Annotated in this window: 14 protein-coding genes and 1 riboswitch; of the genes, 5 read left to right on the top strand and 9 right to left on the bottom strand. The window is 57.1% G+C overall.

Translation table 11 applies throughout. The features are described from left to right. Together ACN0RV_RS07960 and ACN0RV_RS07955 are read right to left on the bottom strand one after the other, a co-directional pair. The gene (locus ACN0RV_RS07960) at window positions 1-1122 is read right to left on the bottom strand and encodes an HlyD family secretion protein (RefSeq protein ID WP_417347102.1); all 1122 of its coding nucleotides are present in this window, start codon (window positions 1120-1122) and stop codon (window positions 1-3) included. A 94-nt stretch (window positions 1123-1216) separates the two neighbouring features. After that, a complete protein-coding gene (locus ACN0RV_RS07955; RefSeq protein ID WP_417347101.1) occupies window positions 1217-2329 on the bottom strand; it encodes an AI-2E family transporter in 1113 nt (370 codons plus the stop codon). A gap of 230 nt (window positions 2330-2559) precedes the next feature. Here ACN0RV_RS07955 and ACN0RV_RS07950 point away from each other — a divergent pair, with 230 nt between their 5' ends. Then, window positions 2560-3663: a M20/M25/M40 family metallo-hydrolase gene (locus ACN0RV_RS07950; RefSeq protein WP_417347100.1), complete on the top strand. Its 1104-nt coding sequence runs from the start codon at window positions 2560-2562 to the stop codon at window positions 3661-3663. Between the two features lie 12 nt (window positions 3664-3675). Here the strand turns inward: ACN0RV_RS07950 and ACN0RV_RS07945 are convergent, their stop codons facing one another. The 5 genes from ACN0RV_RS07945 to ACN0RV_RS07925 form a co-directional block, all read right to left on the bottom strand. After that, complete coding sequence (locus ACN0RV_RS07945) at window positions 3676-5316, bottom strand: asparagine synthase-related protein (protein WP_417347099.1); 1641 nt, start codon at window positions 5314-5316, stop codon at window positions 3676-3678. A 177-nt stretch (window positions 5317-5493) separates the two neighbouring features. Then, window positions 5494-5928, bottom strand: coding sequence for an energy transducer TonB family protein (locus ACN0RV_RS07940; protein WP_417347098.1), 435 nt, complete (start codon window positions 5926-5928; stop codon window positions 5494-5496). Window positions 5929-5969: 41 nt separating this feature from the next. Further along, complete coding sequence (locus tag ACN0RV_RS07935) at window positions 5970-6341, bottom strand: GFA family protein (RefSeq protein ID WP_417347097.1); 372 nt, start codon at window positions 6339-6341, stop codon at window positions 5970-5972. A 162-nt stretch (window positions 6342-6503) separates the two neighbouring features. Further along, window positions 6504-6866, bottom strand: coding sequence for a nuclear transport factor 2 family protein (locus ACN0RV_RS07930; protein ID WP_417347096.1), 363 nt, complete (start codon window positions 6864-6866; stop codon window positions 6504-6506). A 73-nt stretch (window positions 6867-6939) separates the two neighbouring features. Further along, complete coding sequence (locus tag ACN0RV_RS07925; protein WP_417347095.1) at window positions 6940-7407, bottom strand: hypothetical protein; 468 nt, start codon at window positions 7405-7407, stop codon at window positions 6940-6942. Window positions 7408-7534: 127 nt separating this feature from the next. On the opposite strand from ACN0RV_RS07925, the gene ACN0RV_RS07920 reads away from it, so the two are divergent. Then, window positions 7535-7987: a GNAT family N-acetyltransferase gene (locus tag ACN0RV_RS07920; RefSeq protein ID WP_417347094.1), complete on the top strand. Its 453-nt coding sequence runs from the start codon at window positions 7535-7537 to the stop codon at window positions 7985-7987. A 447-nt stretch (window positions 7988-8434) separates the two neighbouring features. Here the strand turns inward: ACN0RV_RS07920 and ACN0RV_RS07915 are convergent, their stop codons facing one another. Then, complete coding sequence (locus tag ACN0RV_RS07915) at window positions 8435-9043, bottom strand: LysE/ArgO family amino acid transporter (protein WP_417347093.1); 609 nt, start codon at window positions 9041-9043, stop codon at window positions 8435-8437. A gap of 150 nt (window positions 9044-9193) precedes the next feature. Here ACN0RV_RS07915 and ACN0RV_RS07910 point away from each other — a divergent pair, with 150 nt between their 5' ends. Together ACN0RV_RS07910 and ACN0RV_RS07905 are read left to right on the top strand one after the other, a co-directional pair. Beyond that, complete coding sequence (locus ACN0RV_RS07910; protein WP_417347092.1) at window positions 9194-10015, top strand: putative metalloprotease CJM1_0395 family protein; 822 nt, start codon at window positions 9194-9196, stop codon at window positions 10013-10015. Between the two features lie 208 nt (window positions 10016-10223). Next, window positions 10224-11492 carry an HD-GYP domain-containing protein gene (locus ACN0RV_RS07905; protein WP_417347091.1) on the top strand — a complete coding sequence of 423 codons (1269 nt, stop codon included), beginning with the start codon at window positions 10224-10226 and terminating at the stop codon, window positions 11490-11492. A gap of 159 nt (window positions 11493-11651) precedes the next feature. Here the strand turns inward: ACN0RV_RS07905 and ACN0RV_RS07900 are convergent, their stop codons facing one another. Beyond that, window positions 11652-13073 carry an MFS transporter gene (locus tag ACN0RV_RS07900; protein ID WP_417347090.1) on the bottom strand — a complete coding sequence of 474 codons (1422 nt, stop codon included), beginning with the start codon at window positions 13071-13073 and terminating at the stop codon, window positions 11652-11654. Window positions 13074-13358: 285 nt separating this feature from the next. After that, window positions 13359-13458, top strand: a riboswitch (purine riboswitch). Window positions 13459-13479: 21 nt separating this feature from the next. Between ACN0RV_RS07900 and add the strand changes: the two genes are divergently transcribed. After that, on the top strand, window positions 13480-14475 hold the full coding sequence (gene add / locus ACN0RV_RS07895; protein ID WP_417347089.1) for an adenosine deaminase: 996 nt from the start codon (window positions 13480-13482) through the stop codon (window positions 14473-14475). The last annotated feature ends 68 nt before the right edge of the window (window positions 14476-14543 follow it).

Raw genomic sequence — 14543 nt, 5'->3', positions numbered from 1 at the left:
TCATCGCACATAGGAGGCCCAACTGGCCAGGCGAATCCACAGCCAGCCCAAACCATTGAGCAGCATGCCGTCACCGGTATAGACGATCACATCCGCCTGGCCGCCCACGCGGCGATAGCCATAGGCCTCGCTGGGCTCCAGCACTATGGTCACCGGAAACCTCTGGCTTTGCCGCAACCAACCTGTGTCGCTGGAGACCTGGGCCAGGCGACCTACCTGCTCGTTTTGGCCCCAGTCCACCCCAAGATCGATGGAGCCCAGCCTACCCTGAAACACCCTGCCCGGCGCATAATCCAGGGTGAACTCCACCCGATCCCCCGGCTTCATGTTCCCCAGGCTGTTCTCTCTGAAGTAGGCTTCTATCCACACTTCATCGGACGAGATGAAGGTCATCAGTGGCTGGCCGGCATTGGCGTAGACTCCCTCCTTGAGGCGGAAGTTGGAGGCCACCCCATCGGACGGGGCGACAATCTGGGTACGAGACAGGTTCAGCTGTGCCTGCTCCAGTGCCAGCAGGGCACTGCGCACCTGGGTGTTGTTCTCTCCCTCCATCCCCAGGCGCTCCCGGGCCTTAGCCAGGTCCGCCTTGGCGCTGGCCAGGGTAGCTTCGGCGCTGGTCAGTGCCGCCCTGGCGTTATCCGCATCCGCCTGGGACATCACCCCCCGCTCCACCATGGCAAACACCCGCCGAGACTGCACCCGGGCATTTTGCAGGTTGGCCTCGGCATTGGTGACTTTGGCTTGGGCCGCAGAGACATTGGCGGTCTGTACCCCCAGGCTCTGTCCCGCCTGCTTCAGGTTTTGCTCCGCCTGCTGCAGGGCAATCTCGTAATCCTTGGGATTGATCACCGCCAGCACCTCCCCCTGTTTCAGCGGGGTGTTGGGCTCAATCTTGATCGCCTGCAGTTCGCCGGACACCTGAGGGGTGATGGGCACGACAAAGGCGCGGACCCGGCCCAGATCCGTCGAGGGGATCAGCCGGTCCGCAATCAGATGGAACAGAAACAGAACCAGCACCACCCCCAGAATCAGGTTGGTGATGCGTCTTATTTTGCTTTGCTCGTTGGCCCCGTCGCCTGCCTGTGGCGATGGCTCTGGGGCCGTTTTCTCCTCGTCACTCATGCCCACCCCTGGCTGCAGCACGTTATCGAACACCTATTCAATGTAGAACAAGGTGTTCAAAACGCCGCCAGGGATTGGGCGAGATCGATATCGGCTAGTTTTTGGGCCCTACACGAACCCGCGTGGCTGCCGGCTCCGGCAAGGCTTCCTGGCCCAGCCAGGCGGTAAACAGCTTGAAGCCCAGGGCCAACACCACGGCGCCAACGAACAGACCGATGATACCGGAGAGCAACAGGCCGCCGATGGCCCCCATTAGGATGATCAACATGGGTATGTCCACGCCACGGCCCATCAACAGAGGCTTGAGCACCGCATCGCTGCCGCCCACCAGCAGCCCCCAAATCATAAAGGCCACCGCCACCGTGGTGTTGTCCAGGGAGAAGAGGTAGATCATCACAGGGATCAGCACCAGCAGTGGCGGCAACTGGAGTATGGCGACAATGAGGACCAGCAGCATCCACAGGCCGGTGCCCGGCACCCCGGCCAGGCCCATGCCAATGCCGGAGAGCAGGGACTGAATCAGGGCGACGCCAATCACCCCCTGCATCACACTGCGGATGGTCGCCACCGCCAGGGCGTTAAAGCTGCGCCCCTGCTCGCCGGCCATGCGCATGGAGAGGTTGTAGAACAGGGCGCGAATGGAATCCGCATTGGTCATCAGCACCCCGGCGATGATCACCGACGCCACAAACTGCAACAGCCCCAGACCCAGGCTTCCGGCCATGGCCGCCACCTGGGAGAGCGCCTCCTTGATCTCGGGGCCAAAGCCCTCGAGGGCGGCCCCCAGGTTCACCGAGAACTTTTGCCAAAGGCCGTGCAACTCCTCCCCCACCCAGGGCAATTGAGCGATGGCATCGGAGACCGGCGGAATCACCAGACTCCCCTCCTTGAACTCCGCCAGCAGGCTCTGGGTACCGGAGAACAGCGCCCCGGAAAAGAGATAAGTGGGCACCAACAGCACGGCGAGTACCAGGATGGTCACCATGCTGCTCGCCAGGCTTATCTTCAGCCCGAAACGACCGGAGAGCCAGCGCACCAAGGGAAACAGGGCGACGGCAATGATCCCGCCCCAGAGAATCAGCACCAGGAAGGGCCGCACGATCTGGAAACACCAGCTCAGAAGAATGAAGATGGCACCGATCTTCAGGGCTGCTTCGACAGCAGCGTCAGTAAATACTTGGCGCGTGGATTTTTCGTGGTCGTTCATAACGGCTCCGTGCCGGTCAGGCGTGCCCTGCTTTTGAGTATGACTTGTGCCACAACCAACGGCGCACCGCAAGGATTCGCTGAGATTCCAATAAATTGAATGTAAATGGAGCAAAAAATCACCACCTGTCCCAGCGTCGGTTCGGTCAAACGCCGAATTGATGGCCTGGCTCAGGGTTTTTCCGGTGGATCTTGGCTAGAGTGCCGGGTCAACGTTTTAGGGAGCCCCATATGACCACCATCAACGAACAGCGTTTGGTCCAGCACTTCTTGGATCTGGTGCGCATCGACAGCGAATCCGGCAATGAAAAGGCGATCGCTACTACCCTGGCAGAGCAACTGGGTGAACTCGGCTTTGACGTACAGCGTCTGCCGGTTGCCGAGGAGCTGTCTAACGGCTTTAACCTCTATGCCCGCCTGAAAGGGACAGAGGAGAAGATTCTGCTGAGCTGTCATATGGACACGGTCACCCCGGGCAACGGCATCGAACCGGTGATTGAGCAGGGGATCATCCGCTCCGCCGGCGACACCATTTTGGGTGGCGACGACAAATCCGGCATCGCCGCCATCATGGAAGCGGTGCGCATCCTCAAAGAGCACGGCCTGCCCCACCCCACCATCGAACTGGCCTTCACCGTCTTCGAAGAGGGTGGCCTGCACGGCTCCAAGAACTTCGACATGAGCCCGATCCAGGCCAAGCAGGCCATCGTGCTGGATTCCGGCGGTCCCATCGGCACCATCATCACCGTGGCCCCGGGTCAGCAGAACATCAAGGCAACCATCACCGGCAAGCCAGCCCACGCGGGCCTGGCCCCCGAGACCGGCATCAACGCCCTGACCGTGGCGGCAGACGCCATCTCCAAGATGGAACTGTCACGCATCGACGAGGAAACCACCGCCAACATTGGCGTAGTCCGAGGCGGCAGTGCCACCAACATTGTGATGCCTGAGCTTTACCTGGAGGCGGAAGCCCGCTCCCTGAATGATCAGAAGCTGGCCGCACAGACCCAGCACATGGTGGATACCCTGGAATCGGTGGCCGCAGAGCATGGCGCCAAGGTCGCCGTTGAAACCAAGCGGGCCTACAACGCCTACCGCATTGCGGACGACCACCCGCTGGTCACCGGCATCAAACAGGGATTTGAAGCCATCGGGGTGAGCCCACAGACCCGACCCACCGGCGGTGGCAGCGACGCCAACATCTTCAATGAGAAGGGGCTGACCACGGTCAACCTGTCCACCGGCATGGCCAAGGTGCACACCACCGAAGAGGAGATCGCCGTGGCCGATCTAGTGTCCATCAGCCAGTTCCTGGTGGCCTATCTGTCCCGCTAAGCGGCACACCGACTACCAGCGCTCATACTGGGCTACAAACTTCAGGTGAGCGCTGGTGTCTCTGACCCCAAGCAGGTCCGCCAGACAACGTGCCGCAATGGCGCCTTTGTTCAGGGCCCCCTGGCCCCGTAAAATTGCCTGCCACCCCTTTCTTTGCAAATGGTTACGTGTGCCTCTGGGCAGGCGAAACTGCCACTGGTGCTGCTGCGTATCTGGGATCGCCAGAGGACAGGGGATGTGGCCGGGATAGGTCTGCCAGGGGGTGGTCAGCATCTGCGGATAGCATCGGTTGACCCAACTCATGTAGACCCCGTGACGGGCGGCCGCTTCCATGGGCATGGCAAACATCGCCTCCAGCACCCCTTTGGCGTAGAACGGCAGATAGAAGTCCAGGTTGAACTGGTCCATCTCCTCAAAGGGCACCGCCACGTGCTGATGCTGGTCGTTCTCCCACAGGAACAGCTGCCAGGCCTTCCCCATGGGCAAATGACAGTACTCTCCCAGGGCCGTCAACAACCGCTCCTTGAATCTCAGCTGTTCGTTGGCACCGTCACTCACCAGTGCCTGAGGCACATAGGCCTGCTGCTGCTCTATGTAGGCATCGATCACCGCTTCCGGATCGCCCTGGGTTATGGCCTTGACCACCTCTTGAGAGGTGAAGACCAGTCCCACACAGACGCTGCCGCCATTGCCGGACCACACCAGCCTGGGACGCTCCACATTGTGGTAGTGATCGAAAGCTTCAGGTGTCCAGTGCTGTCCCAGGCGCTGTTCGCAGCTGAGTGTCTGAGTGTCCTCCACCTCCAATACTGTCAAAGGCAGATGATGATGTTGCGCAAAGCGTTGTGCACACCAGAGATCCTGGCTTTGGTTGCGGGAAAAATTGAGACAGTGGAGGTCGGCCCGGCGCCTGAGCAGCTCGGTGGCAATGAGCCGGGAATCCAGTCCGCCGCTCAAGGTGGACACGAAAGCGGACTCCTCATTGCAGTAACGGCCAACCGCCTGCTTGAAGGCCCAGTCCAGCGCCAGAACCCCCTGATCCCGCTCCAGTGGAACCCCATAGTGCCAGAGGTGATGACGCTGGCGCCGCAGGCCGCCACTGTCGATGGAGAGCATCTCACCGGGGCGGCTGGCCCGGATACCTGCATAGGGGGTGTGGCTGCCCAGGGTATAGCCGAGGAGCGCATACTCCATCTGGGCCGCCCGGTTCCTGTCAACGACTTCGGCAATCTCTGCCAGGGGTTTCATTCGATTGGAAAACAGGATTCCGCCGCCAAACTCCATGGTGTAGAAGGGACGAATTGACAGGGGGTCAGCGCACAGGGTCAGCTTCTGATTGAACCTGTTGTAGTGCACCAGCAGGTAGCTGCCCTGGGCGTCGTTAAGACGAACCGGGTCGAAATGTTCGTGAGTCAGGCGGATCAGGTCACGACGGCGGTCGCCGCTGAGCAGAGGATGCCCAAAACAGCACAGCACTACTTCGCCCCTCTGGTGCCAGTCCCCGGAGTCCCAGTTATCTTCACTCTCATTGAGCAAAACACAGTGGTCGCCCTTGATGCAGCGTGCGAAGGGGTAGCGCTCTCCCAAAGCGTGGGCGATTCTGTGGTGTTGTTCCTGCCACTGGGGTGTATAGAAACCCATTATCAGACTCATGATTCACTCCTCGGTTACCTGATCAGATACAGCAAGAAGCGTGCACAGCCTGAGCCAAACTCTATCTATATGAAATACATGGATTATCTAAAGGGGAAAAGTCGGAGTGCTGCAGATTGCAAGCACTCCTGAAAGGTAGATTTGCGTTTTGACAACGGCGTACTTATTCGACAATGGTTAGATTTTGAAGGTGAACGTGGTGATCACATAGACAGGCGTAAGTGATTCATTGCCTGGAGCATTGTCATACTCCATTATGTCGACGACCTTCAGCGCGGTTCGGTTCCAATCATCGTCTGGCTCTGCCTTGACCACTTGCGCCTCGTGAGTCTTGCCAGTGGAGTCAATCAGGTACCTCACCTCTACCACGGCGCCCTGTTTGGGCAACCTCTTATATCTCGATCCGGTGCTAAATTGCGACTGCTTCAACACCCAGTATTGTTCTAATTCACTGCCCTCAATCTCTTTGGGTGAATAATTCAGCACCGGCGTTGAGGCACAGCCAACTAAAGCTAAGGCCAGAGAGGCAGCCAAAACCAAGTTCCTCATACCACTTCCTTTGTTGATTACTGCTTTTATCTTTTTTATTTCGCTGACATCAGATATCAGCAATAAGAATGCCCGGCGGTTGTACCGGGCACTGTTTAAAAAATTCAGCTCCCAAAGGCCTCGGGATGCAGCTTGCCGCTGTCCCCGATCTCGTCCCACTGAGCCTTGGAGTCCACCCAGATATGGTGGGCAACCTTGAGGTTTTCATCCCCTTCGGTAATCAAGCCTGCGGGGATATACATCCGAAGTTCATCGTTTTCACCTGGCAGCGGCGAAGCACAGGTGGAGCAGAACCACTTTTGCCAGTCCGCATCGGGCTTTTTCCAGGTGGCGATGTTTTCCTGGCCGCGCACCCAGTGAAACGCGCTGTTGTCCACCACCACCACCGCGATGCCATTGGTCCCCGTGGCCTTGCGGCAGATGGAGCAGTGACACACATAGACCTGAGAGATGGGACTGGTGATCTCAAACGCCACCGCTCCACAATTACACTGTCCTGACGCCATCCCTTGCCTCACACTTTTACCTTTAATTTCAGAACACTAACAAATATCATCAACAGTGTTAAGTCACCAGTACGTCAAACGCGACAGTGAAGACAGGGTGCTGGCGACCAACAGACCGGCCCCCCCTTCCCCCTAGAAGGCACTTTTCCACTGCAGGGTATCGATAAACCACCTCTCTTCATGGATCTTGTCGCCGGTAAACTTGAACAGCACCGTGAGCTGGGAAGCGGCGACCTTGTCTGAGCGCCACTCAATGATGGAGATGACCTCCTGATCCCCCTCCAAATGACGCATGGCCGTGATCTCAAACCCGGGAGGAAGAATCTCCCCCAGACCATTTAAGGCTTGGCGAAAGGCCCCTCGGCCCTCCAGACAGTCGGCCTGTCCGGGCATGATAAAGGACATCTGTTCAACATAATCCTCGACCAGTTGATCGAACTCAGCAGCAGCAACCGCCTGCCAACCCCGTTCAACAATGCTAACCAAAGAGCCCATACCAACCTCCCCGTTACCTTTAGGAGAGCCTCTGTCGACGGACAGAGACAACCCCTAAGTGTAGGGCAACTTGCTACTCTTGCTTCTGGGTCAGCAGTGTCATGTGCATCGCCCTTCCCTGCTTCAACGCCTGCTGAATCATAGGGTGGCTGTCCTCCATACCGCGAAACCTGAGCTCCATCATCATCTGCTCTATCAGCTCTTTGGTATGACGATACTCCTCAGGGCTCATGGGGATCTCATTACTTGCCATCGTCTGCATTGCCTCCGCGGTATAACCGACAAACTTAACCTGGGTACACTGACCATTGTTATCCCGGGTGGCACATTGCCAGAAGCGCCCCTGGTGAACCTTAAAAGTTTCCGCCCTGGGATTGGTGAAGATGGACGGCGCCAATATGGCCGCGCTGAACTCGGGGTGTTCGTCCAGGCTGCCAATCTTGTCGTCCCAGCCATAGGCCACATGGGGTTGAAGCTGCTTCCCCTGAGCCCCCGCAGTCACCGCCACACACAGCAACCCAAACAGAAATAGAGGTCTCATCTGACTGCCCACTATAAACAAAACGGCCTCAAGTATGCCTAAGTCCATCCGGTTGGGTATTAGCCGAGATCAAGCCCAATTCTGTAATATGATGGATCAGGTACTTGCGCCACAAACGGAACCCAGGATGGAACTGGTCGAAGTCTCACCAACACAACTGCCTATGTCCCTGCTTTTGGAAGCGGATCCCTGCGAAGAGAAAATACAGGGCTATCTCGACAGATGCTGGGGATTCGCCGCCAAACAGCAGGACGCATACCTGGGAGCCTGCCTGGTTTTGCCCGGTCAAAACGGCACAGCGGAGATCCTAAATCTGGCCGTCCAACCCGGATTTCAGGGCAAAGGCATCGGCACCTCACTGCTGCGCTGGACCCTGAAACAACTGTCTGCCAAGGGGACAAGCCGGGTCGCCCTGGGCACCGGAAGCTTTGGCCCTCAACTTACCTTTTATCAGAGGCTGGGGTTTCGGGTGACCGAGGTCCAGCGGGATTACTTTCTGACTCACTATCCTGAGCCTCTGTTCGAACAGGGGATCCAGCACAGAGACAGGCTTTGGCTCAGCCTGGATCTGGCCGAATGAAACTCTGAACCCTTTCCGAGCCGTTTGCGGGATCCGGCTCCCACTTCTGACTGGTCAGTCACCTAATGTGAATTTTCAATCACTGACGCCGTGCTAAGGTCGAAAATCCAGCAGAGGTAAAAGAGCAGAGAAGGAGTCAGCCATGAAGCGATGTGGACAGTGCCGCCAATTTATCCGTAAACCGGAAAATCAGCGCGATCTATGCGGAGCCTGGGAGCAGCCAACCAGCGCCGTCAGAGAGGCCTGTGACTTCTTCGCCCCGCTAAAACCTCTAAGAAATTCCGGCGATTCCCAGCAACAAGGCTGACGAGCCCATAAGAGAAAGGGCCTCCACGGAGGCCCTTTTTCATTGAGGTCTGTCGCACATGCTCTTCAAAGGTCAGCAGGGTACGCTAAATCTCGCACTGGAAAGGGCTTCAGGTATCGATATGAAGCATCTCGCTCCGGTTAACCCAGATTGGTGGTGATCAAGTTATAGGCAAGCAGCAGCATCACCACACCGACGCAGGCTTCCAGCCACTGCCAAGCGCGTGCCCGGCTGAACAGCGGCGACAACAGCCTGGCGCCAAAACCCACGGAGTAGAAGAACAGGAAGGAGCCGCTGACGGCGCCAAAGGCGAACGCCCCCTTGGCGTCGTAGCCGGTGGAGACCGAACCCAACAGCACTATGGTATCCAGATAGACGTGAGGATTGAGCCAGGTGATGGCCAGGCAGGTCATCGCCGCACGCATGGCACTCTGCTCTCCGCCTCCCAAGCAGCTTATGGCGTGACGCGCCTTCCAGGCGGACCTCAGGCTCATCAGGCCATACAGGCTTAAGAACACCGCCCCACCCCATCGGGCCCACTCGGCCACCTGAGGGTGAAGCAGCAGCAGTTCACCAAAGCCAAACACTCCGGCGCTGATCAGCAGCGCATCGGAAAATGCGCAGATGCTGCAGATAAGCAGGACATGCTGCCTGGCCACCCCCTGTCGCAACACGAACGCATTTTGCGCGCCAATGGGCAGGATCAGGGAAAGGCCAAGACTGAACCCGGCAACGGCGGAGTGAAGCATAGATGGTCAGGTCCAATGCATAGAAAAGTAGAACAGCAGTCCACCTTAGCACCCCGCCTGCAACCAGGCCAGCCCCAGCTGTTGGTTCTGTAACCGCCCTGTTTTTATGCAATAATAGCCGCAATGAATCCACCTTGAGCCGTTAACGCCATGCAGCTGACCCACACCGCTCCCTACATCGCCCCGGCGACCGTGGCCCCCGCCACCCAGCCTGCCCCGGCCAACCCTCAGGGCAGCGTACCGGTCAACGCCGATGCGGCCACTGCCGCCCGTGAGGGCCAGAAAAGCGACCCTCAGGGCCAGCAGGATCGCAGAGACAACCGCATGGAGGTCAGCAGCGGCACTCAGGGCGACGAGTCCCCCAAGGCCGCGAGCCAGGATCCTGAAAGCAAACTGGTCGAACAACAACTGGGCCAGCTAAAAGCGCGGGATCAGGAGGTGCGCACTCACGAGCAGGCACACGCCCGGGTCGGTGGCAAACACGCCGGCTCGCCAGAGTATGAGTTTGTCCGTGGCAGCGATGGCCGCATGTACGCTCAAAATGGCGAAGTCAGCATCGACACCAGCAAGGTTGACGGTGACCCTCAGGCCACCATCGAAAAGATGGAAACGGTGATCCGCGCCGCCAATGCCCCCATGCAACCCTCCAACCAGGACCGGCGTGTCGCCGCCCAGGCCTCCATCATCATGAATCAGGCCACCCTGGAACTGGCCGAAATGGAGCAGGAAGCTGACACTGAATCACAGGGATCCAGCACCACCAGCGGGACCCACTCAACCGCCGCCTCCACTGCCGCGACATCCAGTGACGTTACAGAGGCTGCTCCCAGTGAAGCCGCCAGTCTCTCCGACACCAGCGACTCACAACAGACCAACCGCGATGCCCAGAACCGTCTGGAACAAAATATGCTCAAAAGCGGCGCCTTTCAGCAGGCCTTTCCACCGGGAACCGTCATCGACGATCGGCTGTAATCGCAGGCGGATACAACTCCCCGTTGGGCGTATTTAATTCTTAGTCACCCCCTCAAAAAAGCACGTTCACCACATCTCGCAGACTGGCAAACTCATTGTTCTAAATTAAAAAATCATTCTTAGTCGACCTTGCTAGCATTGAGTAGTAGCTCTAAAGTAAAGAGTGGTGAAATATTGAACAGCCAACAGTCCATGGAAGGAGTCAAGGATGTTAGGGCAGGAACAAAGAATGGATGGACGCTCTCGCCTGTCAGTCAACCTGAGACAAATGGTCATAGCCATCGAGACCGCCGCCTCACTGGTTGGCCTTAATGACACTCAACATGGAAAACGGGTCGCCTATATCTCTGTTCAGATAGGTAAGCAGCTCGGTTTCAGTGACCACGACCTTCAATTTTGCTTCGATTTAGGGCTATTGCACGACTGTGGTGTATCCACTCAGAAGATGCACAATAAGCTGGTGACCAAACTCTTTGGGAGTGACGCCCAATCCCATTGTGATACCGGCTATCAGTTGCTCAGAGATTTCTCGCCGCTGTCGAAATACGCAACACCCATTCTCTATCACCACACTCCATGGCAAAAACTGGTTCAAGAGGATGTCAGCCCCCACGATGCCCTTATGGCCAATCTGATTTTTCTCGCGGACAGAGTGGATGTTCTCGCCGCTACAAGTGCTAAAAATCTGATTTTGGCAAGACGAGAAATCGTGAGGGAACTGGCCAAATACATTGGAGAATACTTTGCTCCACACATATTCAAAGCCTTCGAAAAAGCTCAGGCCTCGGAAGCATTCTGGATATCCATGGAGGAACGCCATATCGCCAGTTTCGTTTCAAGAATGGAGCAATTCGATATGGTCAGAGAACTGTCCATTTCCGATCTTAAAAAGTTATCTCTCATCATGGCTGACATAGTCGATCGCAAAAGCCACTTCACCGGAAACCACTCTTTTCTGGTCGCCAAACTAGCGCGGTTTATCGCCGAGCGGTACGGTCTCAACGAGCAACAATGCGAAATGATTGAAATCGCCGGGTTATTGCATGATCTGGGCAAACTCCGCATACCCGACCACATCTTGGATAAGCCCGGCCCCCTGAATAGTGAAGAGCGGGCCATCATTCAGGGTCACAGTTTCGAAACCTATGAAATTTTGAGGCAAGTCGAAGGCCTTGACGAAATCGCCACCTGGGCAGCGTTCCACCATGAAAGCCTTAATGGCCAGGGATACCCCTTCCACCCTTATGAGCAGGAGTACAGCGTTGAAGCCAGAATCATCGCCCTGGCTGATGTATATCAGGCAATAGTTCAGGACAGACCTTACCGAAAGGGCATGACTCGGGAAGAGGCTTTATCGGTGGTCACACAAATGGCCTCAGAAAGAAAACTGGATCCCCAGATTCTGGAAATAGTCAAAAACCATCAACAGAGCTGTTTTGATCTTGCCCGGGGTGTGGGAGTCTCAACCGTTAAGTAAGAGCTGATACGAAGCACTTCTCCGGCCTGACATCACCGCCAAAGACAAAGTGTGTACTGAAGTCGGCCCCCCCAGAAAAACAAAACGTCCACCCAGCAGCTGCTAGAGTGGACGTCTTCGTTTATGGAGCCGCATGAGACAACTCCAGATTTAATGTGCTTAAGCTTCCGCTACCGCAGACTCAGACTGAGCCTCAAGCTTACGGTCCATGCGACCGATCACCTTACCGTAGATGATCAGAGACACGGCAGACACCGCGGCGATGCCGGCGAAGAAGTACCAGATGTAGTGCGCATTGGCGGCGGCAGCGGCCCACTCAGCCTGAGACGCAAACAGGCGCGGATCCGGACAGTAAGCTTCCAGCAGGTAACCGGACAGACCGAATCCCAGCAACGAGCTGATGAAGGAGTGCAGGTGGGAGAAGCCCAGGTAGAGACCCTCTTCACCCTTAGGTGCCTGCAGGGAGAAATACTCCAGGAAGCGGGGGGAGATAAAGGACTCCGCCAGACCCTGCAGCACGATGCCCATGATCATCATGAAGGCCACCGGGTGCATCTCCATAAAGCCCAGGTCAACGTTGCCATCCAGCATGTTGCCGGAGGCCATGGCCAGCGCCGACAGAGGCATGATGAACATACCGACGGTCATGGACTGCAGCGCAGTGCGGCCACGCATCATGGAGGTCACCACACCTACGGTCATCACCACCACGAAGGGGTTGACGTTGGCGTACCAGGAGGGAGAGGCGCCTTCACCGGCCATACGCAGCACGTATTTGGGCATGGTGGCATACAGCTGGTGCTGCACCATCCAGAAGCCGGTGATGATCAGAGTCAGGGTGATCAGGCGACCGTTGGTCAGCACTTTAATAAGCGCCGCCCAGGTGTCGGCCATGGAGCGCTTCTCGTCGGCCGTTTCCGTGGTCTTGAAGAACAGGAAGATGCTGACAAAGGCGATGGCGGTCATTGCTGCGGCAAAGTAGTTGAGGTTCACCAAGCCCAGGTCACCCATGGATTCACGCAGGGGCTTCACCACGGTCTTACCAGAGAAGGCGCCGATGTTGACCATCATGTAGAAGATGGAGAAGCCCTTGGCCCGGGTCTCGGCAGTGGTGGACTTGGCCACGGTGGCGGTGATCACCGCCTTGATGAAAGAGCCACCAATCATGATGACGATCATCACCGGCACAATGGCCCAGCGTACGTCCGCCTCACGCAGGCCGTGATAGACCACCTGGCGGCCATACTCCACCAGGCCCTGGGCCTCCAGAGCGACCGGTAGGAATGCCAGACTGGCGTAACCTATGGTCAGCAGACCGAACGCCAGCATCAGGGAGTTTCTGAAACCAATGCGATCGGCGATGGCGCCGGAGAAGGTGGGCAGGAAATAGAGGCCTGCGGAGAAGGAGCCGGAGATCCACGCCGCTTCAACGTCGCTGAAGCCCAGGATTCGGGAGAGATAGAGGGTGATTACGATGAACACACCGTAATAGGCGGCTCGCTCCAGCAGTTCAACGCCGTTTGCGACCCAGAAGTTCTTCGGGTAGCCCCGGTAGAGAGTCTCTGTTTTTGTTGAATTCATTATAGTTGTGTTCCATTTACATGGTGACTTTCACAGACCAGCAACCCAGGTCCAACCTTGTCCTGAAGACGGCACCGGTCCAAATCTGGCGGCCAGTGTACCCTATTTGCCCTGACGTCGCGACGCACCTCCAAGTGCAAGAGCCCCTCTACGGGGCCTGGATCACGTTGACAGAGGTGTCACTGCCAGCAGAGCACCGAGTGGCACTGGTCACCAAAGCGTAACAATGAGGCAGCGAAAAACACCCATTCCACCCCGCCTGGCAACCTGATTGATGCTGTGGTAGACTCGCCGCGAACATTGCTTCATATAATCCCGATGATATGGTTCGGGAGTTTCTACCAAGAGCCGCAAATTCTTGATTATGAAGTCTTTAGCTTTTTTCCTTATAGAAAGGTAGAGACTCATGAATCACTTTGACTTGCCTAAGATCGATCTTCATTGCCACCTGGACGGTAGCGTACGCCCCCAGACCATCATTGACCTGGCCCGTCGCCAACAGTTGTCTCTGCCCAGTGAAGATGTGGATCATATCAAGTCGCTGATGATCGCCCCTGAGACTTGCCCCAATCTGGATCAATACCTCTCCCGCTTCGAACTGCCCCTGTCCGTAATGCAGACCGAAGAGGCGATTGAGCGTATCTCCTTCGAGCTGTTTGAAGACGCCGCCCTGGAGAACGTGAAGTACCTGGAGGTGCGTTTCGGCCCGCTGCTGCATATGCAGAAAGGGTTGGAGCTAGATCAGATCATGGGCAGTGCCATCAGGGGGATGCAGCGCGCCGAACAGCAGTATGACATTCGGGGAAACTACATCCTCTCCATATTGCGCACCATGCCCAAAGACAGAATCAATGACGTCATCGACGCCGGCGCCCAGTTCCTGGGCAAAGGGGTGGTCGCATTCGATCTGGCGGGCAGTGAGCGTTCCGGCTTCTGCCATGAGTTCATCCCCTACGCCCAGTACGCCCGAGACAAGGGGTTCAGGGTGACCATCCATGCCGGTGAGCAGGGGGATGGACAGAATGTGCACGACGCCGTGGCACTGCTGGGGGCCGAGCGTATCGGTCACGGCATCCACATCAAGGGGCACCCTGGCGCCTACCAGCTGGTCAAAGATCAGTCGGTGGCCCTAGAGACCTGCCCCAGCAGCAACGTCCAGACCAAGGCGGTGGAATCCCTGGCGACCCACCCGGTCAAGGCGTTCCACAAAGACGGGGTGCTGATCACCATCAACACCGACAACCGCACCGTCTCCAACACCACCATGACCGACGAGGTCCGCAAGGTGATGACGGAGTTCGACCTGACTCTCGAGGAGTACTTCGAGATCTACCGGGTCAGCGTGGAGAACGCCTTTGCGTCCGACGAAGTAAAAGCCAGGTTGCTGACCTACCTGCCCTAACAGGTGTGCCATGGATAAAAGCCCCGCAAAGCGGGGCTTTTCCTTTGGGACTCTCCCCAACCGCATCC

Origin of the sequence: Ferrimonas sp. (assembly GCF_048263965.1) — a bacterium.
Taxonomy (GTDB): Bacteria; Pseudomonadota; Gammaproteobacteria; order Enterobacterales; family Shewanellaceae; genus Ferrimonas.
Note: the sequence above shows the minus strand (reverse complement) of the source record. Positions and strands in the feature narration are given on the sequence as shown.

Coding starts and splice junctions, on each gene's coding strand:
- ACN0RV_RS07950 (WP_417347100.1), top strand. CDS start 2,560: ATGACCACCATCAACGAACAGCGTTTGGTCCAGCACTTCTTGGATCTG.
- add (WP_417347089.1), top strand. CDS start 13,480: ATGAATCACTTTGACTTGCCTAAGATCGATCTTCATTGCCACCTGGAC.
- ACN0RV_RS07955 (WP_417347101.1), bottom strand. CDS start 2,329: ATGAACGACCACGAAAAATCCACGCGCCAAGTATTTACTGACGCTGCT.
- ACN0RV_RS07925 (WP_417347095.1), bottom strand. CDS start 7,407: ATGAGACCTCTATTTCTGTTTGGGTTGCTGTGTGTGGCGGTGACTGCG.
- ACN0RV_RS07960 (WP_417347102.1), bottom strand. CDS start 1,122: ATGAGTGACGAGGAGAAAACGGCCCCAGAGCCATCGCCACAGGCAGGC.
- ACN0RV_RS07910 (WP_417347092.1), top strand. CDS start 9,194: ATGCAGCTGACCCACACCGCTCCCTACATCGCCCCGGCGACCGTGGCC.
- ACN0RV_RS07915 (WP_417347093.1), bottom strand. CDS start 9,043: ATGCTTCACTCCGCCGTTGCCGGGTTCAGTCTTGGCCTTTCCCTGATC.
- ACN0RV_RS07920 (WP_417347094.1), top strand. CDS start 7,535: ATGGAACTGGTCGAAGTCTCACCAACACAACTGCCTATGTCCCTGCTT.
- ACN0RV_RS07930 (WP_417347096.1), bottom strand. CDS start 6,866: ATGGGCTCTTTGGTTAGCATTGTTGAACGGGGTTGGCAGGCGGTTGCT.
- ACN0RV_RS07905 (WP_417347091.1), top strand. CDS start 10,224: ATGTTAGGGCAGGAACAAAGAATGGATGGACGCTCTCGCCTGTCAGTC.
- ACN0RV_RS07900 (WP_417347090.1), bottom strand. CDS start 13,073: ATGAATTCAACAAAAACAGAGACTCTCTACCGGGGCTACCCGAAGAAC.
- ACN0RV_RS07945 (WP_417347099.1), bottom strand. CDS start 5,316: ATGAGTCTGATAATGGGTTTCTATACACCCCAGTGGCAGGAACAACAC.